Origin of the sequence: Hymenobacter sp. HDW8 (assembly GCF_011305775.1) — a bacterium.
GTDB lineage: Bacteria > Bacteroidota > Bacteroidia > Cytophagales > Hymenobacteraceae > Hymenobacter > Hymenobacter radiodurans.
In genome coordinates this window covers 3217090-3243523 of sequence record NZ_CP049907.1, presented here as the reverse complement: position 1 = coordinate 3243523, position 26434 = coordinate 3217090, and the positions used below count along the sequence as shown (strand labels likewise).

Below are 26434 nucleotides of genomic sequence, written 5' to 3'. Positions count from 1 at the left end.
TCAGCCCCGAACGCGTTTGCTTACTAGAAGATTTGAACCTCGCTATCTATGCAATTACACTACCGCGAACAGGGCCAAGGCACACCGCTGGTTATTCTGCACGGCCTTTTTGGTACCCTCGACAACTGGCAAACCTTGGCGAAACGCTGGGCGGAACATCTTCGGGTTATTGCCGTGGACTTACGCAACCACGGCCGTTCGCCCCATACTGAGGAGCATACCTATGAGTTGATGAGTGAGGACGTGCGGGAGCTTTTCACCCAACTCCAGCTCGAAGCTCCTACCCTACTTGGCCACAGCATGGGGGGCAAAGTAGCCATGCGCTTCGCCCTCGACTACCCTGATTTGCTAGCACAACTGGTGGTGCTGGATATTGCGCCCAGCTTCTCGGATATGCTCCACCAAGACAACATTTTGGCGGGCCTCCACGCTGTAGATCTACCGCGCGTAGAAAACCGGCAGCAGGCCGACGAGATGATGGCCCAGCATATAAAGCAGGATTCGGTACGGCAGTTTCTGCTAAAAAACCTTTACCGCCGCGAAGACCATTCGTTTGGATGGCGCCTTAACCTAGAGGCGCTCACCTCACATATGGCACACGTCGGTGCGGAGATAAAAGCCCCCCAGCCTTTCCTGAAACCCGCTTTATTTGTTCGGGGAGGCAAATCGGATTACATCACGACGGAGGACAAACTGCATGTTATTCCGGCACTTTTCCCCAATTCGCAGGTTGAAACCATCCCTGATGTAGGCCACTGGCTCCACGCCGAAGCTCCAGACAAGGTGTTTGAGCTGGTTAATGCCTTTATGCAAGGTTAAGGAACTAACCTCTTGCACTACATATCAAATCCGACTTCTCTTGCCCGGCATCCTCTATCTTATTCCTACTATTCTAGCCGATGATACGGCCGCACAGGTCCTGCCGGCGCAGGTAGCTACGCATGTGGCCGCGCTTTCGTATTTTCTGGTAGAGAATGCCCGCACGGCCCGGCGCTTTGTGAAGAGCGTGGCCCCAGCGCACGTAATCGAAGATCTGCGCTTCACGGTAATTGATAAAGACTCGTCGGAAGCAGAAATCAGAGCGGCGCTGAAGCTGGTATCCGCCGGCCAAGATGCGGGCATTTTATCGGAAGCTGGCTGTCCTGGTGTGGCTGATCCGGGCGCAGAAGTGGCGCGGGTAGCGCACCAATTAGGCATTCAGGTAGTGCCGTTAGTGGGTCCTTCGTCGTTGTTGTTGGCTATAATGGCCTCCGGCTTGAACGGGCAAAGCTTTGTATTCCACGGTTATTTGCCCATTGAAAAAGCCAAGCGAATCGCAGCGTTAAAGCAATTAGAGCGGGCGGCTCTTACCCAGCATCAAACGCAGCTTTTTATCGAAACTCCTTACCGCAATATGCCGCTGCTGGATGACTTGCTGGCGCATTTGCAGCCTACTACCCGCCTATGCATTGCTGCCAGCCTCACGGCGCCAAATGAGTTTGTCCAAACGCATACCGTAGGCGATTGGAAGGGAAAGCTACCCGAGATTCATAAGCAGCCAGCCGTCTTTCTACTTGGTAAGTAACAGGTAGTAGAATCCGATTCTACTTAAATACCTGATACACAATCAGCGACGACACGTAGGCTAGGCCGGTCATATAGACTAGCTGCATCAGGGGCCATTTCCAGCCTTTCGTTTCGCGGTACACTACGGCCAGCGTGCTCATGCATTGCATGGCAAATACATAGAACACTAGTAGAGAAAATGCACGAGCCGGCGTAAAAAATGGCTGCCCATTTTCGTCTTTCTCCGCGGCAAGCTTTTGTTGCACCGTGCGCATGTCCGCGTCTTGGCCTACGCTATAAATCGTAGAAATGGTCCCTACAAATACTTCACGGGCGGCGAAAGACGTGATCAGCGCAATGCCAATTTTCCAGTCGAAGCCTAGGGGACGAATAGCCGGTTCCAGCGTTCGGCCAAATAGCCCAGCATAAGAGTTCTCCAGCTTCTCAGAGGCAATGCGGTTATCGGTTTCTTCCGGCGACAGTTGCTGCTGGACGGCTGTAGCACGGGCCTGCTGCTCAGCTTTATCCAGGGCGTCGCCCGGTCCATACGATGCTAGCACCCACAGAATAACGGAAATGGCCACGATGACTTTACCTGCCTGAAACACGAAGGTTTTGACCTTCTCGACGATGGTAATACCCACGTTTTTCCAGCGAGGCCAGCGGTAAACCGGAAACTCCATAATAAAGTAGCTCCGCTCCTGGGTTTTTAGGAGGAACTTCAAGGCCAAAGCTGAGAATATAGCCGACAGGAAGCCTAATAGGTACAAGCCCATCAGCACCACGCCTTGCAAGTTGAAGAAGCCAAGTACTTTTTCATCAGGTACCACTAAAGCCGTCAGAACGGTATAGACCGGAATACGAGCCGAGCAACTCATCAGCGGTGTGACGAAGATGGTAATGATGCGGTCTTTCCAATTCTCAATGGTGCGGGCGCTCATTATAGCGGGCACAGCGCAGGCCACGCCCGAAATGAGCGGCACTACACTCTTCCCGTTCAGCCCGAACTTGCGCATGATGCGGTCCATCATGAACGTGACGCGGGCCATGTAGCCCGTTTCTTCCAACACCGCGATGAACGCAAACAGCAACGCAATCTGTGGAATGAAGATTAAAACGCCCCCCAAACCCGCAATAACCCCTTCAGTGAGCAAATTAATAAGCGGCCCGTTGAAGTTGGTTTGGATAAGTGAGTTGATCAGCGCAATGCCCTGATCAATCAGGTCCATGGGGTAGCTGGCCCAGGCAAACACCGCCTGAAACATCATAAACAGCACCCCGAAGAAAATCAGGTAGCCCCAAACCCGATGGGTCAGGACCTTGTCAAGTTTATTGCTGTACGGCTCATTGCGCTCGGTGCGCGTCACTGATACCGTGTTGAGCAGAATCTCATTAATGCGAGCGTAACGGGCAATGGTTTCTTGCGCCTGGCGAGCAGTAGGCTCGAAACCATATTGTTCCACCAACTCCTGCACGTATTGGCGCTGATCGGGCGTCAGAAAGCTGATGTGCCGGAACTGGTGCGCGTAGTGCAACGCCAAATAATCGTTGTGCAGATTGAAGTAATACCGAATCTGCCGGATCATGGGCAACAGTTCCTCCGCGGGCTCATAGAAGCTCACCGTAGGCGCATTGAGGTGTTGCGCCATGACAATCTTAAGCGCGGCCACACCAATGCCCTTGCGGGCGTTCATAGGAATGACGGGAACACCTAGCTCCTGCTGCAACTCCGCAATATCAATCTGGACGCCGTGCTGCTCAGCTACGTCCATCATGTTGAGGGCCAGCACAGCCGGCAAGCCCAAATCGGCGAGTTGCGTGAATAGCAACAGGTTACGCCGCAGGTTGGAAGCATCTACCGTGACCACCACGAAATCGGGATACTGCGCCGATTCGCGGTCGTAAAGCAAGTCGGTGATAACCTTCTCGTCCAGGCTCTTCGGGTACAAAGAATAAGTGCCCGGTAAGTCGATAATTTCAGCGCGGTGCTGGGGCGTGAGTTGGCTAATACCGGTTTTGCGGTCAACCGTTACGCCGGGAAAGTTACCGACCTTTTGGTTCAGGCCCGTAAGCTGATTGAACAGCGAAGACTTACCCGAGTTTGGATTACCTACTAAGGCAATACGCGTCAGCTCTCTGCGGGAGTGAGGCGTATGTATAGTGTCAACGCCTGGAGCGACGGCCGCCGGAGCGGATTCTGTATGTATAGTTGCCAGGCGAGCCATCCGCGCCGGTTAGTTTTTCAATAAAATGGTAGCCGCTTCGCTCACTCGTAGCGAGAGCGTATAATCTTCGTCGCCGAGTACCAGCGTGATGGGGCACCCCAACGGAGCGCGGCTATTCAGGCGCACCTGTGTGCCCGGAATGCAGCCCATCTCCAACAGCTTCAACGCCATCTCGGGGTCTTGCAGGCAGCAAATCGTCGCGCTCTCGCCCAGACGAAGGTCTTTCACACTACGTTGGGTCGTAGCGGCAGCGGTAGTAGAACGGATGGCCACGGGCAGGATCGGTTATTTAGACAGGATTCAAACAAAGGTACGCCCCATTTAGGTTTCGGCCAAAAGATGGTTTTCTTCATCTGTATATAAGAGGGCGCTATGAGTGTCTTAGAATTATTCCATCAGAAAATTGCACAGGTATAACTATTCAAGGAAAACAGGGATGACATTGGCACATTCATTGTAGTTTTGGGGTACAACTACTCATTCCTGCTATGTTCAAACGTGTACTTTATCTAGTCGTTTCTGCTCTAATGCTGCCTTATTTCAGCTTTGCGCAGGCCGATAGAATTTCAGGTCGGGTAGTTGATAAAGAAACGCAGGAGCCTATCCAGTATGCTTCCATCGGCTTGAAAGAAGAGCAGGCAGGTGCTTTAACCAACGAATACGGCTATTTCCAGATAGCCATGCCGGAAAAAAATCAGAAAGATTCTCTGATTGTAATGGCGTTGGGCTTTAAGCGTACAGCCATTCTGGTTAGAAAAAGCGACAAGAATCTGGAGGAAATTATCATTGAAGTGCCAAAGCGCGACTATTTGCTGAACGCAGTCAAAGTTGAGGCCAGTAAGGTGAAGCCTATCGGACTTGGTGCCCGCTCCAATACACCCGGCGATGGCATGATTCAAGGGATGCCAGGCACCCAATATGCTTTTTACGTCAAGAATGACAAAGGCAAGAAACTAGGTTTAGTACGCACAGTATCATTCTTTATTGGTGAGCACGGCTTCCCCCGTGAGCCCTTCCGCATCCGGATTTATGCTCCCGATGGCAACTACAGCTCGCCAAACTCCGATTTGCTCACCGAAAACGTCGTGGTATCGGCTATTAAAGGTGGCGCCTGGTACACAGTTGATTTAACCCAGTACAACATCGTAGCGCCGGACGAAGGATTCTATGTTGCTATGGAGTGGATCGTGACGGGCGACAAGTTCTACACCACCAATTTTATGGACACTTACACTCCTTATGGGCAGATCTTACGGCCAACGTTCGAGTTCAAGGAGAGTCGGACTTGGAACTACACCATTGGGCGCGGCTGGAGCTTAATAACCTTGGCTAACAATGGCATGCGTTACAATGCCATGATTAAGGCCGAGGTAGATATGTACAAGTAACATTTACCTGCTTTCCTCTACTTATTAAGCTGTTTCTAAGGTCAGCTTTTACCTACCTATTTCTCTTACAAACTTGTCTTCCGGTCTGTAAACTTCCCATTATGTTCCAACGCATACTATTCACCTTTACCCTCTGTCTGTTGCTTCCGGCACTAAGCATGGCCCAGGAGACTCGGCTATCCGGTCGCATTATCGACAAGAAGACAAAAGAGCCCATCCCCTTTTCTTCCATTGGTTTGAAGGTGGAGCAGAGTGGTGCTCTTACCAACGAAATCGGCATCTTTCAGATGAACGGCCCCACCAAAAATGCGCAGGACTCCCTGATCGTTCTGGCGCTGGGGTATGAGCGCACGGCAGTGCTGGTGAAGCGTGGCGTTAGCCAAGCCGACATGGTAATTGAAGTTTCCAAACGGGTGTATGAACTGGCTGAAGTAAAAGTACAAGCCAGCAAGGTGAAGGACTTGAAATTAGGCGCACGCTCCAACACGCCCGGCGACGGCATGATTCAGGGAATGCCGGGTAGTCAATACGCGTTTTTTGTAAAAAATGAAAAAGGCAAAAAGCTGGGTAACGTGCGCTCCGTTTCTTTTTACATTGGGGAACACGGCTTTCCGCGCGAGCCTTTCCGGGTGCGCATCTATGCTCCCGATGGCAACTACAGCTCACCAAACTCCGATTTGCTCACTGAGAACGTCGTGGTATCGGCGCCGGGCGGCGGACAATGGTTTACCATTGATTTAACTCAGTACAACATCGTAGCGCCGGACGAAGGGTTCTATGTTGCTATGGAGTGGATCGTAAGCGGTGACAAGTTCTACACCACCAATTTCGACGATAACTACACTCCTTATGGGCAGATCATGCGGCCAACGTTCGAATTCAAGGAGAGTCGGACCTGGAGCTATACGCTCGGTAAAGGCTGGACACTGATGACCATGTCGGGCGCTGGCGGCTTGCGCTACAACGCCATGATCAAGGCGGAAGTAGATATGATTAAGTAATTCTTATGTTATCCAATCATTAGCTTATTGACTAATAAAAAGCCCCCCAGAGAAATTCTGGGGGGCTTTTTTGTGCTAACAGAGCTCAACTCAAGAGTCCTCTTTACTTATTGATCACGGCTATTTCAACGCGACGATTCTGCTGGCGACCAGCGGCCGTTGCATTCGACGCGACAGGTTTCGACTCGCCCATGGGCTGAATAGCCACGCGCGAAGCTTCGATCTTACCGTTCTGAACCAGCCAGTTTTTCACAGCCTCAGCACGCTGCTCACTTAGCTCTTTGTTGTACGACTTGGTATCTCGCGAATCAGCATGACCAATGATACGCAGCTGCTTACCAGCCGACCGTTGCCCAATAGAAGCCGATATCTGCTCCAATGCTTTGGCCGCACTCGGCTTAATGGTAGCCTTATCAGTATCGAACAGCACTGTTTCCTCGATGCCATACACGCTGTACTGGTCATTGCCACGCACTGACACGTCAGGAAGATTAACTTCTGGGAAATCGACGTCGGGCAAATCCAGGGCATCCGTATCAATCAAGTCACCGTCGGCAACCGCGACGGCAGGACCAGCCTCACCTTCCCGATAGACCACTGCTGTATCAGCAGTAGCTTCTTCGGGCTCATTTTTGGTGGCCGGATTTTTCAGGTTGTCGCAGCTAGCCAATAAGGCAGCGGCGCTAAGAATTGCAAACAGGGACTTTTTCATAGCAGAAGAACCGTTGTGGAACCCTGTTCTACGCACAGGGTTCCACAACGGTTCTTTGAGGCTATTGCCTTGCTTGCCTTCTATTTAGCTTTCTCGGTAGCTTGTACTATAATCCACTGCCGAATTGCCTCCTGAGCCTGAGGGGAGAAAGTTGGCTGCGGTTGGCCGTTCACCACTGTCCACTCTGATGGGTCAGCCTGAAACATATGATTTACACCAGGCAATTTGCGGCTATTTACCGAAGAACTGCTTTTCAGGCCTTTCTGCAGCGAATTAAGATTGACGTCGGCTTCGATATAAGTGTCGGCAGTACCAGAAAGCAATAATACAGGGCACTTCACACTAGGCAATTTATCAGCTGGATTAAAATCCAGGAAATAGCGATACCGGTCGGTGGTCAACAAGCCAGCGCTAATCTTAGCCGTGGCCATGTCGATAGATGGATTCGTTTCTCGTAGCATGATAGCTACTAAGCGTTGAGCCTTGGCGTTATCTGGCGTTTGACGAATAACATCTAGGATGGCTTGGCGGCGCATAACGCCTATTTGCATTTGCGTCACGCTAGCCCCCAAAGAGCGATATAAATCGGCTTGCTGCTGCAGCACTAAGTCGCGGCCGGATATTCCACTGGCGGCCATTGTAACCACGAAATTAGGAGCCTCTTCATCGGCGGCGGCTAACAAAGCAAGGTTGCCACCCTCTCCATGTCCAACAACCCCAACTTTAGCAGCATTAATCTCAGGACGGCTACGCAGTGCACGCATAGCTGCCTGTAGGTCGGTTAATAAGGCGGGAGGTGTTGCCTCATTATAGTCACCACCTGATTTACCAACTCCTCTATCGTCGAAGCGAAGCACGGCGATACCACGACGAGTCAGGAAGTCGGCCAGCGCGCCCATGGGGCGGTAGTCACCTACCGTGGCATCACGATCTTGGGCTCCCATATCCGAAATCAATACAACAGCAGGAAATGGGCCTTCACCAGCTGGCACCGTGAGCATACCGCCCAAAGTTAGATTAGCGTCGGTATTGGGCACAGCTATTTCCTCCTCGCGATAAGGAGGCGTGAGCCGGGCGCTTTTAGCCGTGCTAATCGGGGCCGACGTGTAACCAAGTGTCAAGGCTACCTGGTAGCCAGGCTGTTGCCAAGTACCCGTTAAGGCTTTCCCATCAGCGGAAACCAAGCCCATGAACTGACTGCCGGCTTCGGGAGCCATGAATACGATGGTATCACCTCGTACTTCCACGCTGACCGCCATACGGCTGATCTTTTGCTGCGGTACATCAAGCGTAGCAAAGAAAGAGCCCCCCGTGAGCGCCACTACCCTGAATACTACCTCCAACTGGCCTCCGGGCACAGGTAAAGGACCCTTCCACAATCCATCTAATGCTGGTGCCGCCGCTCGAGCTGGAGCTGCCATAAGCAGTGCAATTACCAGACAAAAGCTTAAAAAAGATGAGTAAATAATTTTCTTCATGCAAAAAGGGGTGAGTAGTGGAGTAGGCTAATCGGGGCCGACCAAATGGCAACCTTCATACATAAGATGCTGCCACATCAGATCGGAAATTCCGCCCTATACAAAACATGCACCAGAGGCACGAAAAAATGGCACTGAGAACAGAAAAAAACTTTTTCTGTTCTCAGTGCCATTTTATTTATAAACCAAGAATAAGAGAGTTGCTTTTCGGTAAGTTTACATTGCAATAGAAATCCACTTATAATATAAGTGCATTGGCAACAACTATTCAAAAGCCACCTATTAACCCAAAGATTGCTTAAGAAAATTTAGAATTTCGTCAGTGATTTTTGGTCGCTATATCGACGCTAGGGATACTTATTTCTATTTTACATTTTTAAATTATGCTAAGGGATAGAGAGAGAAATATAGAACCTTTATTTACAAAGCAATTATTCACTTATGAATATGCGCTTTACCCGCTCGCTTACGTTGGTCAGTAGCTCATAGGGAATGGTGCCGATGCGGGAAGCCAACTCTACTAGTGGCATCTCCTCGCCAAATACGACTACTACGTCGCCGGCTTGTGCATCGGGAATGTGGGTGACATCGACCATGCACATATCCATACAGACGTTGCCGATGATTGGCGCCCGTAGGCCGCGTATCACTACTTCGCCCACGCCGTTGCCAAAACGCCGATCATAGCCGTCGGCATACCCAATGGCTATAGTGGCCGTGCGCCGCTCAAAGTCGGTAGCGATACCCCGACGCCCGTAGCCAACTGTTTGACCAGCAGGCAACTTTTTAACTTGAGAAATGACCGTACGCAATGCGCTAACGGGTCGTAGAGCCGCTGAATCCTGGCCCGATGCTTCTACTCCATACAGGCCAATTCCCAGGCGCACCATGTCGAGATGAGCCTGCGGAAAGCGGATGATGCCAGCAGAATTTAGCGCATGCTTCAACATAGGGTAGCCTAAAGCCGCTTCCACCAGCGGCGTCATTCGCTGGAAGGCGGCTAGCTGCTGGTGCGAAAAATCGTTGTGCTGCTCTTCGTCGGCGCCGGCCAAATGGGTCAGCATACTGGCTACATGCAGCTGGGGGGCTTTTTTCAGCAATAAGGCACACAGTTCATCCAGATCTTCTTCAGCAAAGCCCAACCGCCGCATACCCGTGTCGAGTTTCAGGTGAATAGCTGGCATCGGCTGCTCTTCAGCGGCCAGAAGATAATCGTGCAGCCGCTCGAAGGAGTAGATTTCGGGCTCCAAATGATATTGATGCAGCTTTTGGAAGCTGTCGGGCGACGGGTTCATCACCATAATCGGCAGGCTAATGCCGTGTTGCCGCAGTTCTACGCCTTCGTCGGCATACGCTACGGCCAGGTAATCAGCCCGGTGAAACTGGAGCAGGTTGGCCACTTCGTAGCTGCCGCTGCCGTAGGCAAATGCCTTGACCATTACCATCAGTCGGGTGCCGGGCGCGAGGCGGGCGCGGTAGTAATTAAGGTTGTGCACCAACGCATCCAGGTTTACCTCCAGCACCGTACCGTGGATTTTTTGCTGAAAAGCAGCCACAATCCGCTCAAATTCAAACCGGCGGGCGCCTTTCACCAGAATCGTTTCGTGGCGAAACTGCTCCGGCTGAAAAGCCGCCAGAAACGCTTCTGTACTGGCATAAAAAGCCCCCCGGAGCTCGCTAAATAACTGCTGGTGCGCGCTTATTGCCTGGCCGACACCAATAATGCGACCCACGCCGTGAGCAGGCAGTTGGGCTGCAATCCGAGCGTACAACTCCGCTGCCGGCAAGCCCGACTCGAGCACGTCGGAGAGAATGAGCGTGCGCTGCCCGCGGCGAGGTTGGCGGGCCAGGGCATCCAGGGCCAGCGTGAGGCCCGCCAGGTCGTTGTTGTAGGTATCATCGAGAACGTAGCAGTCGTTGAGGGCCTGCTTCATCTCCAGGCGCATGGCTACGGGCAACAGCCGGTCGAGGCGGCGCTGAATCTCGGCGGTTGGCACGGCGTACCACAGCAGCACGGCCAAGCAATGCAGGGCGTTTTCTACCGAAGGCTCATCGGCGAAGGGCAAGGTAAACGTGTATTCCTCAACTCTCGGGCGGACCAAACGCACATGCACCACCGTGCGCTCGGCGCTGGCTTCCGTTACTGTAACGCCCAAATTGGCTTCCTGCTGATGCTGCCGACTCCAGGTAAAGGTGCGGGCCGGACCAAGCATCTGCTGGGCAGTACTGTGAATGGCTTCATGGTCGCGGCAGTAGAAGAGCGTATCTACCGCTTCAAAAAGCTGCATTTTCTCCTGCACTTTCTCTTCCGCCGAAGAAAAACCCGCATCGTGCGCCGTACCGAGGTTGGTGAAGATGCCGAGCGTGGGCTGAATAACAGCCGCGAGCTTCGCCATTTCGCCCCGCTCCGAAATACCCGCCTCAAAAATTCCCAGCGTGTGCGTTGCGTTCAGTTCCCACACGGATAGCGGCACGCCCACTTGCGAATTGTAGCTGCGCGGGCTTTTACAAATCAGCTCATCGGAGCTGAGCAATTGGGCCAGCCACTCTTTTACAATGGTTTTGCCATTGGAGCCCGTGATACCAACTACCGGAATGGTAAACTGCTGCCGATGCCAGGCCGCCAGCGCCTGCAAAGCCGCTAGACTGTCCTGAACCAGCAGAAAGCCGGCCTCGGGGAATGCCAATTTGCCCCCGGTATCTCCTCTACCCTATCAACTACAAACAGACGCACGCCGCGCTTATACAGGTCGGGCAGGTAGCGGTGGCCGTTGTGCTGGGCCCCGCGGATGGCAAAGAACAGGGACCCGGCCGGCTGCCCCACGCGCCGGCTGTCGAGCAGCAGGTGCTGCACGCGACTCGCCTCGGGAGGCGTTTGGAGCAAGGTGCCGCCGGTGAGAGCGGGCAGATCGGAGAAGGATAGCATAGAGAGCAAAGGTACGGCGTGTGGTATCTTTGCGGTCTTTACCGTTTGTTTCTTCGTTGTGCAACTTACTCGCTACCACCTAGCCGCCCTCGCGGCTTTTCTTATTTGGGGCTTTTTCCCCATTCCGCTTCGTATGCTTGCAAGCTACAGCAGCGGGCAGATTCTTTTTTTTCGGGTCCTCATTTCCCTCCTGATTTTACTGATTATTAATCTGCTGTTCCGCACTTCGGCCGTGCGTGCCGCGTGGCGCAAGTGGCGCACAGCACCCGTAGGCGAGCGACGCGGGGTAGCTGGCAGCACCTTGCTGGGGGCATTTTGCTTACCTCCAACTGGCTGCTATTCATTTATGTCATCAATAAAGTAAGTGTGCAAGCAGGCTCCTTCGCTTACCTCATCTGCCCTATTCTGACGGCGTTGCTCGGGTTTCTGGTGCTGCGCGAAAAGCTGCGGCGCAATCAGTGGCTAGCCATTGGGCTGAGCGCTTTGAGCTGCGCGTTGCTGGGTACGGGCTCGGCGCGCACGTTGCTGATGAGCTTGGTGGTGGCGTCCACTTACGCCCTGTACCTTATCACCCAGCGCCGCCTGCAAGGCTACGACCGGCTAGTGCTGCTCACGGTGCAGCTTTCGCTCGCTGCCGCCTTCATTTTGCCCACCGCCAGCCTATTAGGCGCTTCTCCCCTTGCCGGTTTTCACGACCTGCATTTGCTTCTGATAACGGCTATTTTAAGCGCTGTTTTTACGGTGCTGCCGCTATTTCTAAACTTGTATGCCCTCAATACGCTGCCTTCAGGCACGGTGGGCATTCTGATGTATCTGAATCCGGTGGTAAGCTTTCTGCTGGCTTTTCTTTATTTCAATGAAGCTGCGACTACTATTCAGGCCATCGCGTACGCTATTATTCTGGGCTCCGTTGTGCTGTATAATATGCGTTTTGGGACCGCAGCAATAAATAGTAAGCCCAGCAATTGATCCTTTTGTGCGTGGGTTGAGTTACTATAAAACACCTTTTCACGACGCATGCAGCAGCCCGCTAAGAAATTTTATACGCCGCCCGAAGCGCTTCAAAAAATAGCCGCTTTCTGCACTTACCAGGAACGCACGTTCAAGGAAACCGAAGAGAAACTGCGTAGTTACGGTCTCACTGAGGATGAAGCCGGCGAAATCATCATTCGGCTGAGCCGGGAGAAGCTACTGGACGAGGAGCGCTACGCCAAAAGCTTCGTGCGGGGCAAATACCGGCTCAAGAAATGGGGTCGCCGCCGCATTCTGCAGGATTTAAAGTTCAAGGGCATCTCTGAGTACTGCATTAAGCAGGGCATGAAGGAGATAGACGGCGACGAGTACTACCAAAACCTGGTTGACGTGCTGGAAAAGAAGGACCGCCAGGAAAAGGAGAAGAATCCCCGCGTGCGCCGCCAGAAGCTCCAGCTTTTCATGACCAGCAAAGGCTACGAGTCCGACCTAATCAAGATGGCTCTAGATGATCTGGGCAAGGATAAGACCGACGATGAAGACGAATAACGATAGTTAACTATAAAGCAAAAAAAGCCCCCAGAAGATTTCTGGGGGCTTTTTTACGACTATTTGCTATTAATAAGGTCTTGCATTGTGGGCCATTTCTTCTGCTTGCTCCACGGCTTCGGCGCTTTTGCTTTCATTGGCTTGCGAAGCACCTTGGGCACCACTAGCGGTTTGCTTTAAGCCTTCGGCCAGACGATTGCCCCAATCCGGGTCGCAGTTGGTGCACAACTCAATCATCTTTTTCTGGATCACCTCATTAGCGTCGCTTAGTGCGCCCACCATATTGCTGATCAGATCGTTGCGCTCCCAATCTTCGTGCAAGCGGTACCGTTCGCCGGCTTGCTTGAAGTTGTTCTGCCGATCGATGGTCTGACGGATCAGGCGACCCGTGTACTCCGGCGTGTGGTCGGGAGCCGTGCGGGGTGCTTCCTTCAGGCCATTGAGCGAGGAAGGCTCGTAGTTGATGTGGTTATTCTGGCCGGGCGCCGAATCGACGTGGTAAGCCATCTGACCATCGCGCTGGTTAGTGGCTACGTGCTTCTTAGGCGCGTTGATGGGCAATTGCAAGTAGTTGGTACCCACGCGGTAACGCTGCGTATCGGAATACGAGAACGTACGACCCTGCAACATTTTGTCGTCCGAGAAGTCCAGACCATCCACCAGCACACCGGTACCGAATGCTACTTGCTCTACTTCTGCGAAATAATTCTCGGGGTTTTTGTTGAGCGTCATCTTGCCTACGGGCAGATGCGGAAATTGATCCTCAGGCCAGATCTTGGTGTCGTCAAGCGGATCGAAGTCTAGCTCCGGATGCTCGTCGTCGCTCATGATTTGCACGCGCAGCTCCCACTGCGGGAAGTTACCCTTTTTGATGTTGTCGAACAGGTCCTGGGTGGCGTGGTTGAAGTTTTTGGCCTGAATGGCCTCCGCTTCAGCTTGCGTCAGGTTTTTGATGCCTTGCAGCGGCTCCCAGTGATATTTCACCAGTACAGCTTCACCGGCTTGGTTTACCCACTTGTAGGTATTTACGCCCGAACCCTGCATCTGCCGGTAGTTGGCCGGAATACCCCAGGGCGAGAACAGGAAGCTCACCATATGCATGGCCTCCGGCGTGTTGCTGATGAAGTCGAAGATGCGCTCCCCAGTCTGACGGTTGTGTACTGGGTCAGGCTTTTGGGAGTGAATCAGATCCGGGAACTTCATCGCGTCGCGGATAAAGAACACCTTCAGGTTGTTACCTACAAGGTCCCAGTTACCATCTTCGGTGTAGAATTTCACCGCAAAGCCGCGCGGGTCGCGTAGGGTTTCGGGCGAGTGCCCACCGTGGCCTACCGTGGAGAAACGCACAAACACCGGCGTCTCTTTGCCCTTGGTATTGAACAGCTTAGCACGTGTATACTTCTCAATAGGCTCGTCGCCTACTTTGCCGTACGCTTCAAATACGCCGTGGGCGCCGGCGCCGCGGGCGTGCACCACGCGCTCCGGAACGCGCTCCCGGTCGAAGTGGCTGATTTTTTCGATAAACTGATAGTTCTCCAGCGTCGCGGGGCCGCGGCTGCCTACGGTACGCGTGTTCTGGTTATTCGTGAGGGGATGCCCCTGACGGGTAGTAAGGGTCTGAGCATTTTCGCCGGCCGCCGTACGCGTATCCTGCGAAGTACCAGCGCCGGTTACGGCTGTACCCGTACCGTTGCCAGATGTGGTATTCTGATCTTGGTCCATAGTAAGCTAGTGTTAAGTGATTAGTCGGTTATACGAGAGTTGTCCGAAGACAATCTTATATAATTACTGTCAAAGATGCTGTTGTTGGAAGTATAAATCAAATCATTTGTTTTGATAATAGTATCAGCAACGCTTATAGTTTATCTTCGAACGGTGAATTTGCAACAGCTGGAATATCTTATTGCACTTGATACGCATCGGCAGTTTGTGGGCGCCGCTAGCAGCTGCCACGTAACGCAACCGGCCTTGAGTATGCAACTTCAAAAATTGGAGGATGAGTTGGGTGTGCTACTCTTCGACCGCAAGAAAAAACGTCTGGAGCCTACAGTTGTGGGTGTTAAAGTAATTCAGCAAGCGCGCCACGTGCTCCGCGAAGTGCAGCTGCTGCGCGAAGTAGTAGAGGTGGAAAAAGGCGAGCTGGTAGGGGAAGTCCGGCTCGGTATTATTCCTACGCTGGCTCCCTATCTGGTACCGCTGTTTTTGGTGGCTTTAGCTGAGCGGCATCCCCAGATGCGGGTAAGAGTGGAGGAGCTTCAATCAGAAGAACTAGTTCGCCAACTCAAAGCGCATCAGCTCGACATAGGGCTGCTTATCACGCCGCTGGACGACCAACAGCTACGTGAGTTACCGCTACTGGAAGAACCATTCCTGGGCTATGTATCGGCCTCACACCCCTTGTATGCGCACGTCACCCTCCGCCCCACCGACCTTTCGGGATCTGGATTGTGGCTGCTACAGCAAGGCCACTGCTTTCGCAATCAGGTGCTCACTATTTGCGCGCCGCCCGATGGCGCACACCCGTACAGCTACGAAAGCGGCTCTATCGAAACCTTGAAGGAACTGGTACGCCGCAACAATGGCTACACACTAGTACCTGAGCTTTCGGTGCTGGAAGAAGCCGATACTAACCCGATGGTAAAGCGTTTTGAGGCTCCGGAGCCGGTGCGTGAGGTCAGTTTAGTCGTGCATCATGGCTTCGTGCGCACCCAGCTGCTCACCAACTTGCAGCAGCTCATTTTGGAGAAGGTACCCGAGCGACTACACGCCGGCCGGGCTACCCAGAAAATAAAGTGGCAGTAAAAAAGCCCCCTAGCGCTTTGCTGGGCGCTGGGGTGGAGCTATTTGCTGGGTCAGCACCACGCGGCGGCCGGTCATGGTTTCGAGCATGGGCCGCAGAATCTTTTCGGCGTTTTGAGTCGTCTGCGGCAAGATTCCCGATTGCAGAGCTGTTTGGCGCACGTTGCGCTCGGCGTAGCGGTAGCCTTCATCGATGAGCTCAGCATCCTGAAAAAACGAGTTCTCAGTGCTGTATACTTTGCTTTGGCTATGATCGACGCGCCAAGTGCACAGCTCAGGTGCGGGCAACGCCACCCGGATGATAGAGTCGCCCTCAAACACGACATCCTGGGCGCGCACCTTGGTCATATCGAGGCAGCCCACCGCCTCTCCCGCCACGATAAGTGCCACTTTGGAGTCAGGCAGAAAGCGGTAGGTGCTTTTGCGGTACTCTACCACGTCTTTAAAGCGAAAACGCACCAACTCCATGCGGCCCAGGCTTTCCACTTTGGTCAGCACCGTATTGTGGGTCACGGTGATTTGCGGAGTAGGCCGCAGCGGATTTTGTAGCTCGGCCAGCGTGGGCTGCACTTTCTCCCACAAAAACCAACCTAGCCCCACCAAAAACAACAACGGCACTAAACGGCGGAGCAAGCGAATCATTCAGGCGGGGAACAACGGTGAGTAGAAAACAATAGCAACAACTGGCCTGCATACGTTGCCAGTCACTGTTGAGTCACAACAACTATCCGGTTGCTTTTAATTCGCCGCGCTAAGATCTACTTCACTTCTTGGTTATGAATCACATCCGGCCACCACGCGCTTCGCTGCCCAAAACGGGCGCTAAAACCAGCCCATGCCTGCAAACCGCCCGTATGCACGGCCACCACGGTACTGCCCGCAGCGAAGTAATCCTGGTTTAACAAATCCAGGACGCCGTACAGCAGCTTGCCCGTGTACAAAGGATCGAGCAGGATGCCGTGGCGCTGCTGAAACTGCTGGATGAAGGTCAGTAGCTCGGGCGAAAACTTGGCGTACCCCCCGAAATGATACTGGGTCTGTACCGACCACGGAGCGGAAACCGTTTGGCCAGCGGCGGTTGTCAACGCCTTGATGTCATCTTGCAGAAAACCGCCGTTTTTCAGCGCCGCCACGCCGACAGCTTGCTGCTGCGGGCTTAGCGCCGCCAAAAAGCCCCCCAGCGTGCCGCCAGTGCCGCAGGCTACGCACAACGCATCGAAGGAAATTTGCGCGCTCAGCTCGGTCACTAACTCGGCGCAGCCACGGAGGGCGAGTTCATTGGTACCGCCTTCGGGCAAGACGTAAGCAGGGCCCGTTTGACCCAGCAAGTCAGCCTGAAAAGTGGGTTCCTGCTTCTGCCGATAGGCGTCGCGGTCGAGGTAGCGCAGGGTCATGCCGTCGGCCGCGGCTTGGGCCAGCGTAGGATTCAGGGGACTGCTTTCTTCACCGCGCACCACCCCGATAGTGCGAAACCCATAGAGCCGACCAGCGGCTGCCACGGCAGCTAGATGATTAGAAAAAGCCCCCCCGAAGGTCAGGAGCGTATCGTGGCCTTGGGCGCGAGCTTCCAGCAAGTTGTACTTAAGCTTGCGCCACTTATTGCCGGGCAATTCTGGATGGGTTAAATTATCGCGGAGCAAGATCAACCGAATGCCACGCCGACGCGCGGCCGGCTCATCAAGCTCCTGGAGAATCAGCGGCGTGGCGGTAGTCATGAGCTGAAACCCCCAAGCGGAGGTGTTGGATTACGCGGCTACCAAATCCTGATCAGCCAATACTGGCCGCTTCTTCCAGATATAAAGAACTACCCCTATCAAGCCCAGAATCAGAGTAATGGACGAAACCAGCGACACGGTATTACCGATGGCATACGACTGAGGCTCAAATTTGAACTCAATCGTATGTTGGCCAGCGGGCACCGGCATAGCGCGTAGCACATAGTTAGCCCGGATATGCGGCAACAGTTTGCCGTCGATGTACGCGTTCCAACCGTCCTTATAATAGATTTCGGAGAACACGACAAAGCCATCCTGCGCAGCATTGACCTGATATTTCAGAGCGTCCGGCGAATAGTTGGTCAGGCGGATGGTGGAGCCGGCGGCGTTGTAAGAAGTTTTGGAGACTGGGAATTTCGAGGCATCGATGACAGCCGTGGTAGCCGGATTGAAGTTGCTAAGAGCCGCAATTTCCTGGTTGGGGCTCTGCACTTTCTGAATTTCGCTTATAAACCAGGCGTTACCAAGTGCAGCCGGATTGCGCTGTACCTGCGAAGGCTGATTGGCTTGCGGATTGGGGGGCGTAATCAGGTAGCGGGTATTCAGCATGTTGAGCACCTGCGTGTTATTCTGCGAAATCTGCCGCTCAATCAGATCCTGGTAGCGGCGCAGCTTAGCGCCGTGATACCCACCAATGCTCTTGTGGAAATAAGAAGTGTTGGCTTCGTTGAATGGGTTGTTCAGATTCAGCACACGGTAGCTTAAGTCCTTGTCCTGCAAAATCTGCTGATCCTGAGGCGTTGGCACAAACTGCTGCGTAACCGTTTCGCGCTGAAAGTTGGAATCGTTGAGGTAGCGCTTATCTACTGCCCACAGGTCGACGAGGGTGAGCCCAGCCATCACTGCAGCAGCGGCCGTAGCGGAGAGCTTACGCTGAAGGAAAAAGTATAAAACGCCCCCGCGGCCAGGATAAAGAACAATGAGCGCAACACATCGGCGCGGAGCAGGCTAGCGCGGTCTTCGCGAATGGCATCGAGTGGGAAGCCACTTTGCTGCAATTGCGCATCTATAGGAGACGCATAATTGGCGCCTAAGCTGAGCAGCCAGGCTAAGATGCACAAGCCCGCCGTGCCAGCTACGGCGTAGAGCAGCTTGCGCTTGAAGTCAGAGGTTTCGGCGGAGTCGGCGGCGGGAAGCGTGAGGGCTGGGTGGCCAGCTACTGGCGCCGCCGCTGTGCGGTGGGCGCGCAAGACGCGGGCCAGCGCCAACACTGCTAGCAACGGCATAGCCAATTGGGCAATTACCAAGGCCATCGACACCGACCGGAACTTGTTGTAGCCGGGGAAGTAGTCGAACATCAGATTGTTGAAGGTCTCGAAGTTCTTACCCCAGGCCAACACAATGGACAAAATGGTACCGATCAATAGCCAAGTGCGCAAGCGCCGGTCGGCCACAAACAGCCCCAACACAAACAGCAAGCAGACCACTGCGCCCACGTACACGGGGCCGCTGGTGCTGGGCTGGTCGCCCCAATAGAGGGGAAGTTGGCTTAGATAATCGCGAAGCTGAACAGGTGGTACACCGAGTTGGGTAAGTGCCTTGCCAGTGGCCGAGCTTTCGCTCAGTGCGCCTTGGCTAGCGCCGCCGAAATAGTTAGGAATAAGCAACGTAATAGATTCGCTTACCCCGTAACTCCAGTTGAAGGCGTAGTCACGATCGAGGCCGGAGCCGCTGGGAGCATCATCGGAAGTGGCAGCAGCGGGGGCGCTAGGTGAAGGCGTGGTCAGTTCGGAGCGGCCCCGGATAGAGTACTTGCCGTATTCGGCCGTGACGTAAAGGCGACCGAAGCTGACACCAATGGCTAATAAGGCTGCGGCGCCTAAGAGAGCCGTGCGACCGAGAAAGTCAGGTAGGCGCTTTTCGCGGAAGGCATAAACTAGCTCTACAATGCCAAACACCAGCACCAGCAACAGCAGGTAATAAGTGATTTGGAGGTGATTGGAGCGCACATTCATGGTGAGGCCCAGGGCGAATAAGGCTGCGCCCAGCCAGCGGTTGCGCCGAAACGTGACCAGCAGCCCTGCCAGCACCAGCGGCGCGTAGGCAATAGACAATGACTTGGTATTATGGCCAGCGGCCAGAATAACGAGGTTGTAGCTGGTGAAGCCCAGCGCAATAGCACCCACTACCGCCACCAAAGGCCGCACCCCTAGCGCAACAAACAGGATATAGCCGCAGAGCAACGCCAGAAATAGGTTGGCCACTACGGCCGGCAGATTCAGAGTAAAAATCTGGTGCAGATAAGTCGATAAATCGCCGGGAAAGCGGGTACTGATGAGGTAAGTGGGCATTCCGGAGAACATAGAGTTAGTCCAGAGAGCCTCCTTGCCAGTCTCAGCCCGGTAGGTTGCCGCTTCCTGCGAGCCGCCGCGGAACTGCACAATGTCATGCTGGGCGAGGGTTTGGTCATTCAGCACCAGAGGCGAGAAGTACACGCAAGCCAGAGTCAGAAAAAACAACACGGCCAGCAGGTGGGGCAGCATCCGCCGCCACAAGGGCACGGCAACGGGAGAAACAGTAGTCATCAGCGAAAAGAAGAGTCGATTAACGGCCAAAAAGCCCCCAGGGCTTGGCAAAGCACGCCGAAGGTAGGTCGTTTATTTTATTCCAGGAAGTGGACGGTTTCGGCCAAACGATTTTAGTGGGCATAAAAACGCCCCCCAGTTGCGCAGTTTAGAAACCAGGCGACTGGGGGCGTTTATGAAAGCAGGCTATTTTACTTCCTCGTATTCCACGTATTCACCGCCGTTGAATTTGGTATCGGGGCGGGCTTTTGGCTTAGGGGGCGCAAACTCTACGCGCACTTCGCCGGGAACTGGCGCCGGACCGGGAGGCGGCCCGAACGGTGAGGCTTGGCCGAAAGGAGGTGCCTGGCCAAACTGCTGACCGTAGCGACGAACTTGTTTTTTGATGAACATTCCTACCACCAAACGCAGCACCACGGGCAGCACGAAGCGCACGAGCAGCGAAATGATGAGCAGGGTTAGGAGGAACTTGGTCATGGGCGGGAAGGCGAGGAAACGGGTTGAAAGTAAAAATCGGACGTAACGGCGCTGGTAAGCTGCTCAGTCGAGCACGGTACAAGTTCAGAACGCGGCGAAAGCATAAATGGTTTATAGCCCAGCTCCGCCAGCAAATTAACAACCGCTTGCCGATTCTCCAGACCATTCAACTCTGTTTGAATAAGCGGCCGAAAGCGGCGCAAGGTGGCTTGTAGATGGCGGAACACTTCGTGCTCAAAGCCTTCCACGTCGCATTTCACAAAATCGAGGCGGGGCAAATCGGCCAGCAGTTCGTCGGGCACGCGCATGGGCACCTCGTAGGTGCGGGCGTAATTCTCGTTGGGGTTGGAGGCTGCTACTTTGGTCATGCCATGGTGCAGCAAACCATCGCGCTCGGGCGTGCCCATTTGCACAGTCATATTTTGCCCCCCGAGGGCGTAAGGCAATAACGTCAGGTTGTTGTGGCCACTTAGGCGCACATTGTCCCGCCATATTTTTTGAAAGTCAGGAATAGGCTCTACGGCCAACACCTGCCCTTCCGCGCCTACCAAGCGGGATAAAGCCACGGAGTAATACCCCAAGTTGGCACCAATATCCAGGCACACGAAACCGGGCCGAATGATCTTCTCTAGAAAAAACAACTCCGGGTATTTTGCCCGGCCCCAGCCTGCGCTCACCAACCCCAAATACACGCGGCTCACGAAGCGGATATAGCGCTCGAAGCCGAGGGCCTGGACCAATAATTTGCGAAGCTGTTTTACCATAGCAGCGGCAAAGGTAGCACGTCCGGTTACGTGGACGCACTACCCTACGCTTTGCTCCGCCCGGTGGCTTACTTTCGGCGCTTGCGCGTGGCCCGCGCCACACCCGCCGCGGCCAGCCCACCAATCAGATACCAAGCTACGGTCATCAGCTTGGTTTGCGGGGTGCGGTTGCTAGGAGCTTCGCCCAAGCCCATGGGGCCGGGCAGCACCACGCCTCCTATGCCAGCGGCTAAGCCGAGCACCAGCCCGCGTTGCCAGGCATTTTTGCCAGTCCCTACTAAGCTGTAGTACAAGCCGTTGGAAAGCAGGTCGCCGGCCATGGTTAGGTTGAATAAGGTGTCATGGTCGGGCTGGGGGCATTTGCTTTGCCCAGCAGCTTGCGCAGGCCGCGCATCCCCAGCACATCCATGCGCGGGGCAGTGTCAGGAATAAGATGACGAGCGGTTTCGTGCACGGCCGTTAGCACAACGGCGCCCGCGAAGCCATTACCCAAGGCGCGTACTACAGTAGCAGATTTCATGTGGCAGGAGGTTCAAGATCAAGTTAAGTACGGCTATTGAGGCCAGACGCTTTTTCCAAACGCATAAGCGCTGCGGCACGTTGCCCGGCTCTGGGTAGCGGTTGAGGTTAGAAAAAAGCCCCCTAGCCTTGCACTAGTTTCCGGCTGCTGCCTATCTTTGTTGGCCTGAGCAGCTAGTGTTCAGTAGACGCCTCTTTAGCTCAGTTGGTAGAGCAGCTCATTCGTAATGAGCAGGTCGTTGGTTCGAGTCCAATAAGAGGCTCTTCGTAAAAAAGCCCCCAGAGTCGCGGATGCGCTTTGGGGGCTTTTTTTTGCACCGCTGTTTAGCTGAGCAACGCCATTGGGGTTCTAAAAATCAGCGCCGGAAGTACACGGTGAAGGTAGAGCCCACGCCAAGTTGGCTTTCCACCTCAATTTTGCCCCCCGCGTTCTCCATTATCTTCTTCACCATGTACAGCCCAATGCCGGAGCCCTCTACATGGGTGTGGTAGCGCTGAAACATGGTAAACAACTGCCGCTCCCGCGTCAGGTCGAGGCCTAGGCCGTTGTCTTGCACTTGCATAACATCATATGCAGCCTCCGTGTGGCAACTAATCCGCACACGAGCCGGACGGTTGGGGTAGCGGTATTTGAAGGCGTTGCTCAACAGATTATACACTATCGAGCGCAGGTTTTTCTTTGAGAAGGAAAGCGTAGGGCAGCTGTCTACATCCACTTCCAGCTCTGCCTCCACCTGCTCCATCAGAGGCAGCAAATCAAGCCGAACCCCCTCTATCACGTCGGCTACATCAATAGTTATGGCGGGCTGATCGTGCTCCTTTTGCAGCTTCGATACTTCCGTCAGGTGGTCGATGGTCGTTTTGAAACGATCAACGGCACCATGCATCAACGACAGAATGAAATTTACGTCGCCCTCCTGACTGCTGGGGGCAATTGTTGTTGCAATGCGTGCAGTAAGCCCTCGATATTGGTAATCGGCGCTTTCAGATCGTGGGAGGCGGTATAAATGAAATTATCCAGGTCCACGTTGGTGCGGCGGAGCTGGTCGTTGGTGGTTTCCAGCTCTGCATTGGCAGCGGTCAGCTCTTCGGCCAGCATCTGCGTCTGCTGCCGGCTGGTTTCCGTAGCCTGACGCGCCTCCACAGCCTCCGTAACATCCGTGACCATGGAGAAAAATCCAAGCACCTGTCCTCCCCGGATATCCGGCACGTAACTCGTTCTTATGTATCGAACAAAATCTTCCCGATAGGGCATTCTTGCCTCAAAATCCAGCCGCTCTCCCGCCAAGGCCCGCTCAATGTATTGGGTTACTCCTTGGTAGGCCTTGTCGCCTATTACTTCATAGATAGGGCGGTTTACCAAGGTTTCCGGCCGTTGTTTAAACCATACGTCATAGGCCTCATTAGCAAACTGATAGCGCTGTTCCTGATCTATATAGCTGATCAAGACCGGCAAAGCATCTGTGATAAGGCGCAGCTTTTGGGTGCTGGCCTCACTCGCCTGGCGAGCCGCTACCTGCTCCGTTACCTCAAAGGCAAACACGAGCACCCCATCAATCTGGCCGTGCTCATCATAACGAGCCTGTTGAATAAAATTGAAATAACGGTCTTCCAGCACTCCATCTTCCGTACGGGCAAAAGGAATGAGCAACGCATGCTCTTCGTGAGTGCCACCCTGTTCGTATATACTCCGAAATGTTTCGCCGGCTCGATTACCGATTACTTCTGGCAAGGCCTCATAAATGGACCGGCCTAGCAGCCGTCGGCGAGGAAATAGTTGCTGGTAGCTAGGATTTACCAATTCGTAGATGAGGTCAGGACCGTTGAGAATGCAAATGGCAGCGGGAGCCTGCATAAACAGCCGCTCCAAGCGTTGGCGCTGACGCTCGGTTTCGGCTTGGGCGCGCTGTAGTTCTGCTGTGCGCCGTTGTACCCGCCCTTCCAGCTCCGTGTTGAGCTGTTTAAGTTCTTGCTGGGTGCGAGACAGCTCGGCGTTGTTGGTAAGAAATTCCTCGTTTGCAGCATGAAGCTCTTCATTGGCAGCCGCTAACTCCTCATTAAGGTCCTGTACTTGCTGGCGGCTCCGCTCTACCTGTTGGCGGGCTTTTACCTGTGCCGTTACCTCGTAAGCAAACACAAGAATGCCCATAATCTGGCCGTCCAGATTGCGAGTCGCCTGATAAATAAAGTTGTAGTAATTCTCTCCTAGGTCGTTGGTGCCGGTGTTGGCATGATCGAGCTGCACCAGCATTTCTTGAGCGTAGAATGTTTCACCGGTACGAAAAACCTTATCGAGCAAGCCAAAAATAGGTTGCCCGGCCAGCTCCGGCATCGCCTCACGGATAGTCCGCCCCACTAAAGTGCGCTCGCCTACCAGTTGCTGGTAGGCAGGATTAACGAGGCCAAATCGGTGCTCAGGACCTTCAAATATGCAGATCATGGCCGGTGCCTGCATAAAAATATTGTGTAGCTGCTGGCGCTGGAGGTCGGTTTCGGCCCGGGCTACTTCCGCCTGATGCGTAGCCGCCGCCAATTCGAGATTGGTAGTTGCCAACTGTTGGTTTAAGCCCTGCAATTGCGCTTCATCCTGCTCCATTTGCCGGCGCGTCTGCACCAGCTCGCTCACCTCGTAGGCAAAGACCAGAATGCCATCAATAGTGCCCGAGGTATCGCGGGTAGCTTGGTTGATGAAGTTGAAATAGCGCGGATTGGGCCCTTCGTAGTCGGCCTGAGAGAAGTGGATAGGAATTTCGTTGCCGTAAAATGTCTCGCCCGTACGGTACACCTCATCGAGTAAACCAAAAAAAGGCTCGCTTTCCAGCTCCGGGAGCGCTTCCCGGATGGTTTTGCCCAGCAGCTGTCGCCCCCCAAATAATTGATGATAGAGCGGATTGGCAACGGTAAAAATATACGTAGGCCCGGAGAGGCGGGCAATGCAGGCCGGAGCCTGGTTAAACAGCGTATCCAACTGCTGGCGCTGTGTTTCGACGCGGGCCAGTCCCTCCAGCTCCTGGCGCTGACTTTCGCGGCGGGAAAGCTCTACGGCACTCCGATCCTGATCGGCGGTATTAGTGAAGCTTACTACCAGCTGCTCTCCACTGCGCTGAGCGGCCAGATGAAAGAAGTTGTCGAATCCGCCGACCTGATAGGTAGTTTTGTACTGGTCGGGTTTGCCGGTTTCAAATACCTGCCGGTAGAAGGCCAAGACCCCGTTGGACAATGCATCGGGGAAGTGAGTTTTTATCGTAGCGTAGGGCTGCTCAAGCGGCCCCACCATGCGCAGTCCGGCCGGATTGATGTAGTCAATTGTAAAATCTACAATCTCTTCGCTTCCAGCCTTATAGACCGGCGAAAGTAAATTGACAGCCGTCAGGGATATATCTAGTAGCGTGTGCAGCAGAGCACTAGGATTGGATAAGGCAGGCAACGGCACGGGCATATCGGGCATAGCAAATGCGGAAAACACTAAACTAAGCTGCTAAAAGGGGGGTCCCAAGAGGAGGTTTTGACTGCCGGGGGGCTTTTTTCATGTATCAGCGAACAGATGCGGTACTCCCGGGCTGACACTGCTGACAGACCCCCGTCATCAGGTATTCGCGCGATGTTGCTTGAAAGCCCCCCGGCAGCGCTACAGCCGGAATAGCCACTTGATTAAGGCAATACGTGTGCAAGCAGGCGGAGCACTTAAAGTGCACATGATCATCGGTGTGGGCGTGGCGGGCGCATTCGCGCGAGCAAAGTGCATAGCGCAGAATATCAGTGTTGTCGATAACGCGATGAATTACCCCTTTTTCCTCGAAGGTTTTCAGGGTTCGATACAAGGTAATACGATCGGTGTTAGCGTCCAGACCTTGCTCCAGATCATGACTGGATTGGGCGTAGGTTTTGGCCAAGAACGCCCGCAATACAGCCCGCCGCACGGGCGTTTGGCGCAGTCCGTGTTGGGCGAGCAAGGCAGTAGCAGAATCGGCAGCGGACATAAGTATTCGAAAATGTTAACGCATAAGCGCAATTACCGGCGGTTTCGTTCGGCTAGTGAATGGTAAAAATACGACCTGATATCGTTGCGAGGTCCCTTATCATGAGGGCAAAGCCGCAGCGGCCGAAGCATTTGTATCAAAAAAGGCCTGCTTCATGGAAGCAGGCCTTTTTCACTGGACAATAAACAAGCAGTTTATTTGGCGGGCATCAAAACCGCATCAATGGAGTGCACAGTTCCGTTGGTAGCCTTGATATCGGGAGTTGTCACGGTAGCAGTGCCGCCCTTCGCATCGCGAATAGTAACAGTCCCGCCTTGCAGACTCACGGTAAGCGATTCACCCTGAACCGTTTTGATTGTTTGACCATCTTTCAGGTCCGCCGCCATTACATTGCCGGGCACTACGTGATAGGTCAGGATTTTAGTGAGCTGCTTTTTGTTCGCAGGCTTCAACAGGTTATCTACTGTTCCAGCCGGCAGCTTTTCGAAGGCCGCGTTATCGGGGGCAAATACAGTAAATGGTCCTTTGGCTTTCGCTTGTTCGGCTAAGCCCGCAGCCTTCAGCGCAGTTAATAAAGTAGTATGCTCAGTTGATAAAGCGGCACTGGCAGCTAAGTCTTTTTGGGTTGAATTAGCCGTGGCGGCAGGGGCCGTTGTCGTGGTTTGGGCAGTGGCGATGCCGGTAGTGCCTACAAGAGCAAATGCGCTGAGGATGATGAGTTTCTTTTTCATAGTGAAAGTGGCTGGTAGAAAAGCATTGAATGACAGTACAACTGTTGAGTGGCCGAATGGTTGAGATT

General features: G+C 53.8%; 26 protein-coding genes and 1 tRNA gene. 8 read left to right on the top strand and 19 right to left on the bottom strand.

The window, feature by feature from the left end:
* Positions 1-48 precede the first annotated feature (48 nt).
* Positions 49-819, top strand: coding sequence for an alpha/beta fold hydrolase (locus G7064_RS13770; RefSeq protein WP_166074034.1), 771 nt, complete (start codon positions 49-51; stop codon positions 817-819).
* A gap of 40 nt (positions 820-859) precedes the next feature.
* Positions 860-1564 carry an SAM-dependent methyltransferase gene (locus G7064_RS13765; RefSeq protein WP_166074033.1) on the top strand — a complete coding sequence of 235 codons (705 nt, stop codon included), beginning with the start codon at positions 860-862 and terminating at the stop codon, positions 1562-1564.
* 19 nt (positions 1565-1583) lie between these two features.
* Here G7064_RS13765 and feoB read toward each other — a convergent pair whose 3' ends face one another.
* Positions 1584-3770, bottom strand: a complete 2187-nt coding sequence (gene feoB / locus G7064_RS13760) for a ferrous iron transport protein B (protein WP_166074032.1) — start codon at positions 3768-3770, stop codon at positions 1584-1586.
* Between the two features lie 9 nt (positions 3771-3779).
* Positions 3780-4043, bottom strand: a complete 264-nt coding sequence (locus tag G7064_RS13755) for a ferrous iron transport protein A (RefSeq protein WP_240731514.1) — start codon at positions 4041-4043, stop codon at positions 3780-3782.
* Between the two features lie 215 nt (positions 4044-4258).
* On the opposite strand from G7064_RS13755, the gene G7064_RS13750 reads away from it, so the two are divergent.
* Both G7064_RS13750 and G7064_RS13745 read left to right on the top strand, forming a co-directional pair.
* Positions 4259-5158: a carboxypeptidase-like regulatory domain-containing protein gene (locus G7064_RS13750; RefSeq protein ID WP_133274240.1), complete on the top strand. Its 900-nt coding sequence runs from the start codon at positions 4259-4261 to the stop codon at positions 5156-5158.
* A gap of 101 nt (positions 5159-5259) precedes the next feature.
* Positions 5260-6159 carry a carboxypeptidase-like regulatory domain-containing protein gene (locus G7064_RS13745; RefSeq protein ID WP_166074031.1) on the top strand — a complete coding sequence of 300 codons (900 nt, stop codon included), beginning with the start codon at positions 5260-5262 and terminating at the stop codon, positions 6157-6159.
* A gap of 103 nt (positions 6160-6262) precedes the next feature.
* Here the strand turns inward: G7064_RS13745 and G7064_RS13740 are convergent, their stop codons facing one another.
* From G7064_RS13740 to G7064_RS23085, 4 genes are all read right to left on the bottom strand, one after another.
* Positions 6263-6871 carry an OmpA family protein gene (locus tag G7064_RS13740; protein WP_166074030.1) on the bottom strand — a complete coding sequence of 203 codons (609 nt, stop codon included), beginning with the start codon at positions 6869-6871 and terminating at the stop codon, positions 6263-6265.
* Between the two features lie 80 nt (positions 6872-6951).
* Positions 6952-8292, bottom strand: coding sequence for an alpha/beta hydrolase family protein (locus G7064_RS13735; RefSeq protein WP_166074029.1), 1341 nt, complete (start codon positions 8290-8292; stop codon positions 6952-6954).
* 488 nt (positions 8293-8780) lie between these two features.
* Entirely contained in the window at positions 8781-11036 is a 2256-nt protein-coding gene (locus tag G7064_RS13730) for a bifunctional UDP-N-acetylmuramoyl-tripeptide:D-alanyl-D-alanine ligase/alanine racemase (RefSeq protein WP_317172768.1), read from the bottom strand.
* Complete coding sequence (locus G7064_RS23085) at positions 10991-11275, bottom strand: Mur ligase domain-containing protein (protein WP_317172767.1); 285 nt, start codon at positions 11273-11275, stop codon at positions 10991-10993. The genes G7064_RS13730 and G7064_RS23085 overlap by 46 nt, the downstream gene beginning before the upstream one ends.
* A gap of 315 nt (positions 11276-11590) precedes the next feature.
* Between G7064_RS23085 and G7064_RS13725 the strand changes: the two genes are divergently transcribed.
* Entirely contained in the window at positions 11591-12244 is a 654-nt protein-coding gene (locus G7064_RS13725) for an EamA family transporter (protein WP_166074028.1), read from the top strand.
* Between the two features lie 48 nt (positions 12245-12292).
* Complete coding sequence (locus G7064_RS13720) at positions 12293-12796, top strand: regulatory protein RecX (RefSeq protein ID WP_166074027.1); 504 nt, start codon at positions 12293-12295, stop codon at positions 12794-12796.
* Positions 12797-12865: 69 nt separating this feature from the next.
* On the opposite strand, the gene G7064_RS13715 is transcribed toward G7064_RS13720, so the two are convergent.
* Positions 12866-14518, bottom strand: coding sequence for a catalase (locus G7064_RS13715; RefSeq protein WP_166074026.1), 1653 nt, complete (start codon positions 14516-14518; stop codon positions 12866-12868).
* A gap of 153 nt (positions 14519-14671) precedes the next feature.
* On the opposite strand from G7064_RS13715, the gene G7064_RS13710 reads away from it, so the two are divergent.
* Complete coding sequence (locus G7064_RS13710) at positions 14672-15598, top strand: hydrogen peroxide-inducible genes activator (RefSeq protein ID WP_166074025.1); 927 nt, start codon at positions 14672-14674, stop codon at positions 15596-15598.
* A 9-nt stretch (positions 15599-15607) separates the two neighbouring features.
* Here G7064_RS13710 and G7064_RS13705 read toward each other — a convergent pair whose 3' ends face one another.
* The 8 genes from G7064_RS13705 to G7064_RS23075 all read right to left on the bottom strand — a co-directional run bounded on the left by G7064_RS13705 (position 15608) and on the right by G7064_RS23075 (position 21656).
* Entirely contained in the window at positions 15608-16237 is a 630-nt protein-coding gene (locus G7064_RS13705; protein WP_166074024.1) for a DUF4230 domain-containing protein, read from the bottom strand.
* Positions 16238-16353: 116 nt separating this feature from the next.
* Positions 16354-17310: a 1-aminocyclopropane-1-carboxylate deaminase/D-cysteine desulfhydrase gene (locus tag G7064_RS13700; RefSeq protein WP_166074023.1), complete on the bottom strand. Its 957-nt coding sequence runs from the start codon at positions 17308-17310 to the stop codon at positions 16354-16356.
* 30 nt (positions 17311-17340) lie between these two features.
* Positions 17341-18210, bottom strand: coding sequence for a YfhO family protein (locus G7064_RS22440; RefSeq protein ID WP_240935499.1), 870 nt, complete (start codon positions 18208-18210; stop codon positions 17341-17343).
* Positions 18210-19895 carry a hypothetical protein gene (locus G7064_RS13695; protein ID WP_240935498.1) on the bottom strand — a complete coding sequence of 562 codons (1686 nt, stop codon included), beginning with the start codon at positions 19893-19895 and terminating at the stop codon, positions 18210-18212. The genes G7064_RS22440 and G7064_RS13695 overlap by 1 nt, the downstream gene beginning before the upstream one ends.
* 186 nt (positions 19896-20081) lie before the next feature.
* A complete protein-coding gene (locus G7064_RS13690; RefSeq protein ID WP_166074022.1) occupies positions 20082-20372 on the bottom strand; it encodes a DUF4834 domain-containing protein in 291 nt (96 codons plus the stop codon).
* Positions 20369-21136 carry an FkbM family methyltransferase gene (locus G7064_RS13685; protein WP_166074021.1) on the bottom strand — a complete coding sequence of 256 codons (768 nt, stop codon included), beginning with the start codon at positions 21134-21136 and terminating at the stop codon, positions 20369-20371. Before G7064_RS13685 ends, G7064_RS13690 begins: the two co-directional genes overlap by 4 nt.
* A gap of 68 nt (positions 21137-21204) precedes the next feature.
* Positions 21205-21456: a hypothetical protein gene (locus G7064_RS23080; RefSeq protein WP_317172766.1), complete on the bottom strand. Its 252-nt coding sequence runs from the start codon at positions 21454-21456 to the stop codon at positions 21205-21207.
* A 2-nt stretch (positions 21457-21458) separates the two neighbouring features.
* Entirely contained in the window at positions 21459-21656 is a 198-nt protein-coding gene (locus G7064_RS23075; protein ID WP_317172765.1) for a hypothetical protein, read from the bottom strand.
* A gap of 189 nt (positions 21657-21845) precedes the next feature.
* On the opposite strand from G7064_RS23075, the gene G7064_RS13675 reads away from it, so the two are divergent.
* A tRNA-Thr gene (locus G7064_RS13675) sits at positions 21846-21918 on the top strand.
* 93 nt (positions 21919-22011) lie between these two features.
* Here the strand turns inward: G7064_RS13675 and G7064_RS13670 are convergent.
* The 4 genes from G7064_RS13670 to G7064_RS13655 all read right to left on the bottom strand — a co-directional run bounded on the left by G7064_RS13670 (position 22012) and on the right by G7064_RS13655 (position 26366).
* Entirely contained in the window at positions 22012-22542 is a 531-nt protein-coding gene (locus tag G7064_RS13670; protein WP_166074020.1) for a sensor histidine kinase, read from the bottom strand.
* A gap of 17 nt (positions 22543-22559) precedes the next feature.
* The gene (locus G7064_RS13665; protein WP_166074019.1) at positions 22560-25103 is read right to left on the bottom strand and encodes a PAS domain-containing protein; all 2544 of its coding nucleotides are present in this window, start codon (positions 25101-25103) and stop codon (positions 22560-22562) included.
* Positions 25104-25188: 85 nt separating this feature from the next.
* On the bottom strand, positions 25189-25635 hold the full coding sequence (locus tag G7064_RS13660; RefSeq protein WP_166074017.1) for a Fur family transcriptional regulator: 447 nt from the start codon (positions 25633-25635) through the stop codon (positions 25189-25191).
* 194 nt (positions 25636-25829) lie between these two features.
* The gene (locus tag G7064_RS13655) at positions 25830-26366 is read right to left on the bottom strand and encodes a fasciclin domain-containing protein (RefSeq protein ID WP_166074016.1); all 537 of its coding nucleotides are present in this window, start codon (positions 26364-26366) and stop codon (positions 25830-25832) included.
* Positions 26367-26434 lie beyond the last annotated feature (68 nt).

Coding starts and splice junctions, on each gene's coding strand:
- G7064_RS13770 (WP_166074034.1), top strand. CDS start 49: ATGCAATTACACTACCGCGAACAGGGCCAAGGCACACCGCTGGTTATT.
- feoB (WP_166074032.1), bottom strand. CDS start 3,770: ATGGCTCGCCTGGCAACTATACATACAGAATCCGCTCCGGCGGCCGTC.
- G7064_RS13750 (WP_133274240.1), top strand. CDS start 4,259: ATGTTCAAACGTGTACTTTATCTAGTCGTTTCTGCTCTAATGCTGCCT.
- G7064_RS13745 (WP_166074031.1), top strand. CDS start 5,260: ATGTTCCAACGCATACTATTCACCTTTACCCTCTGTCTGTTGCTTCCG.
- G7064_RS13740 (WP_166074030.1), bottom strand. CDS start 6,871: ATGAAAAAGTCCCTGTTTGCAATTCTTAGCGCCGCTGCCTTATTGGCT.
- G7064_RS13735 (WP_166074029.1), bottom strand. CDS start 8,292: ATGGCAGCTCCAGCTCGAGCGGCGGCACCAGCATTAGATGGATTGTGG.
- G7064_RS23085 (WP_317172767.1), bottom strand. CDS start 11,275: ATGCTATCCTTCTCCGATCTGCCCGCTCTCACCGGCGGCACCTTGCTC.
- G7064_RS13720 (WP_166074027.1), top strand. CDS start 12,293: ATGCAGCAGCCCGCTAAGAAATTTTATACGCCGCCCGAAGCGCTTCAA.
- G7064_RS13715 (WP_166074026.1), bottom strand. CDS start 14,518: ATGGACCAAGATCAGAATACCACATCTGGCAACGGTACGGGTACAGCC.
- G7064_RS13705 (WP_166074024.1), bottom strand. CDS start 16,237: ATGATTCGCTTGCTCCGCCGTTTAGTGCCGTTGTTGTTTTTGGTGGGG.
- G7064_RS13700 (WP_166074023.1), bottom strand. CDS start 17,310: ATGACTACCGCCACGCCGCTGATTCTCCAGGAGCTTGATGAGCCGGCC.
- G7064_RS22440 (WP_240935499.1), bottom strand. CDS start 18,210: ATGGCTGGGCTCACCCTCGTCGACCTGTGGGCAGTAGATAAGCGCTAC.
- G7064_RS13695 (WP_240935498.1), bottom strand. CDS start 19,895: ATGACTACTGTTTCTCCCGTTGCCGTGCCCTTGTGGCGGCGGATGCTG.
- G7064_RS13690 (WP_166074022.1), bottom strand. CDS start 20,372: ATGACCAAGTTCCTCCTAACCCTGCTCATCATTTCGCTGCTCGTGCGC.
- G7064_RS13685 (WP_166074021.1), bottom strand. CDS start 21,136: ATGGTAAAACAGCTTCGCAAATTATTGGTCCAGGCCCTCGGCTTCGAG.
- G7064_RS23080 (WP_317172766.1), bottom strand. CDS start 21,456: ATGGCCGGCGACCTGCTTTCCAACGGCTTGTACTACAGCTTAGTAGGG.
- G7064_RS23075 (WP_317172765.1), bottom strand. CDS start 21,656: ATGAAATCTGCTACTGTAGTACGCGCCTTGGGTAATGGCTTCGCGGGC.
- G7064_RS13670 (WP_166074020.1), bottom strand. CDS start 22,542: ATGCATGGTGCCGTTGATCGTTTCAAAACGACCATCGACCACCTGACG.
- G7064_RS13665 (WP_166074019.1), bottom strand. CDS start 25,103: ATGCCCGATATGCCCGTGCCGTTGCCTGCCTTATCCAATCCTAGTGCT.
- G7064_RS13660 (WP_166074017.1), bottom strand. CDS start 25,635: ATGTCCGCTGCCGATTCTGCTACTGCCTTGCTCGCCCAACACGGACTG.
- G7064_RS13655 (WP_166074016.1), bottom strand. CDS start 26,366: ATGAAAAAGAAACTCATCATCCTCAGCGCATTTGCTCTTGTAGGCACT.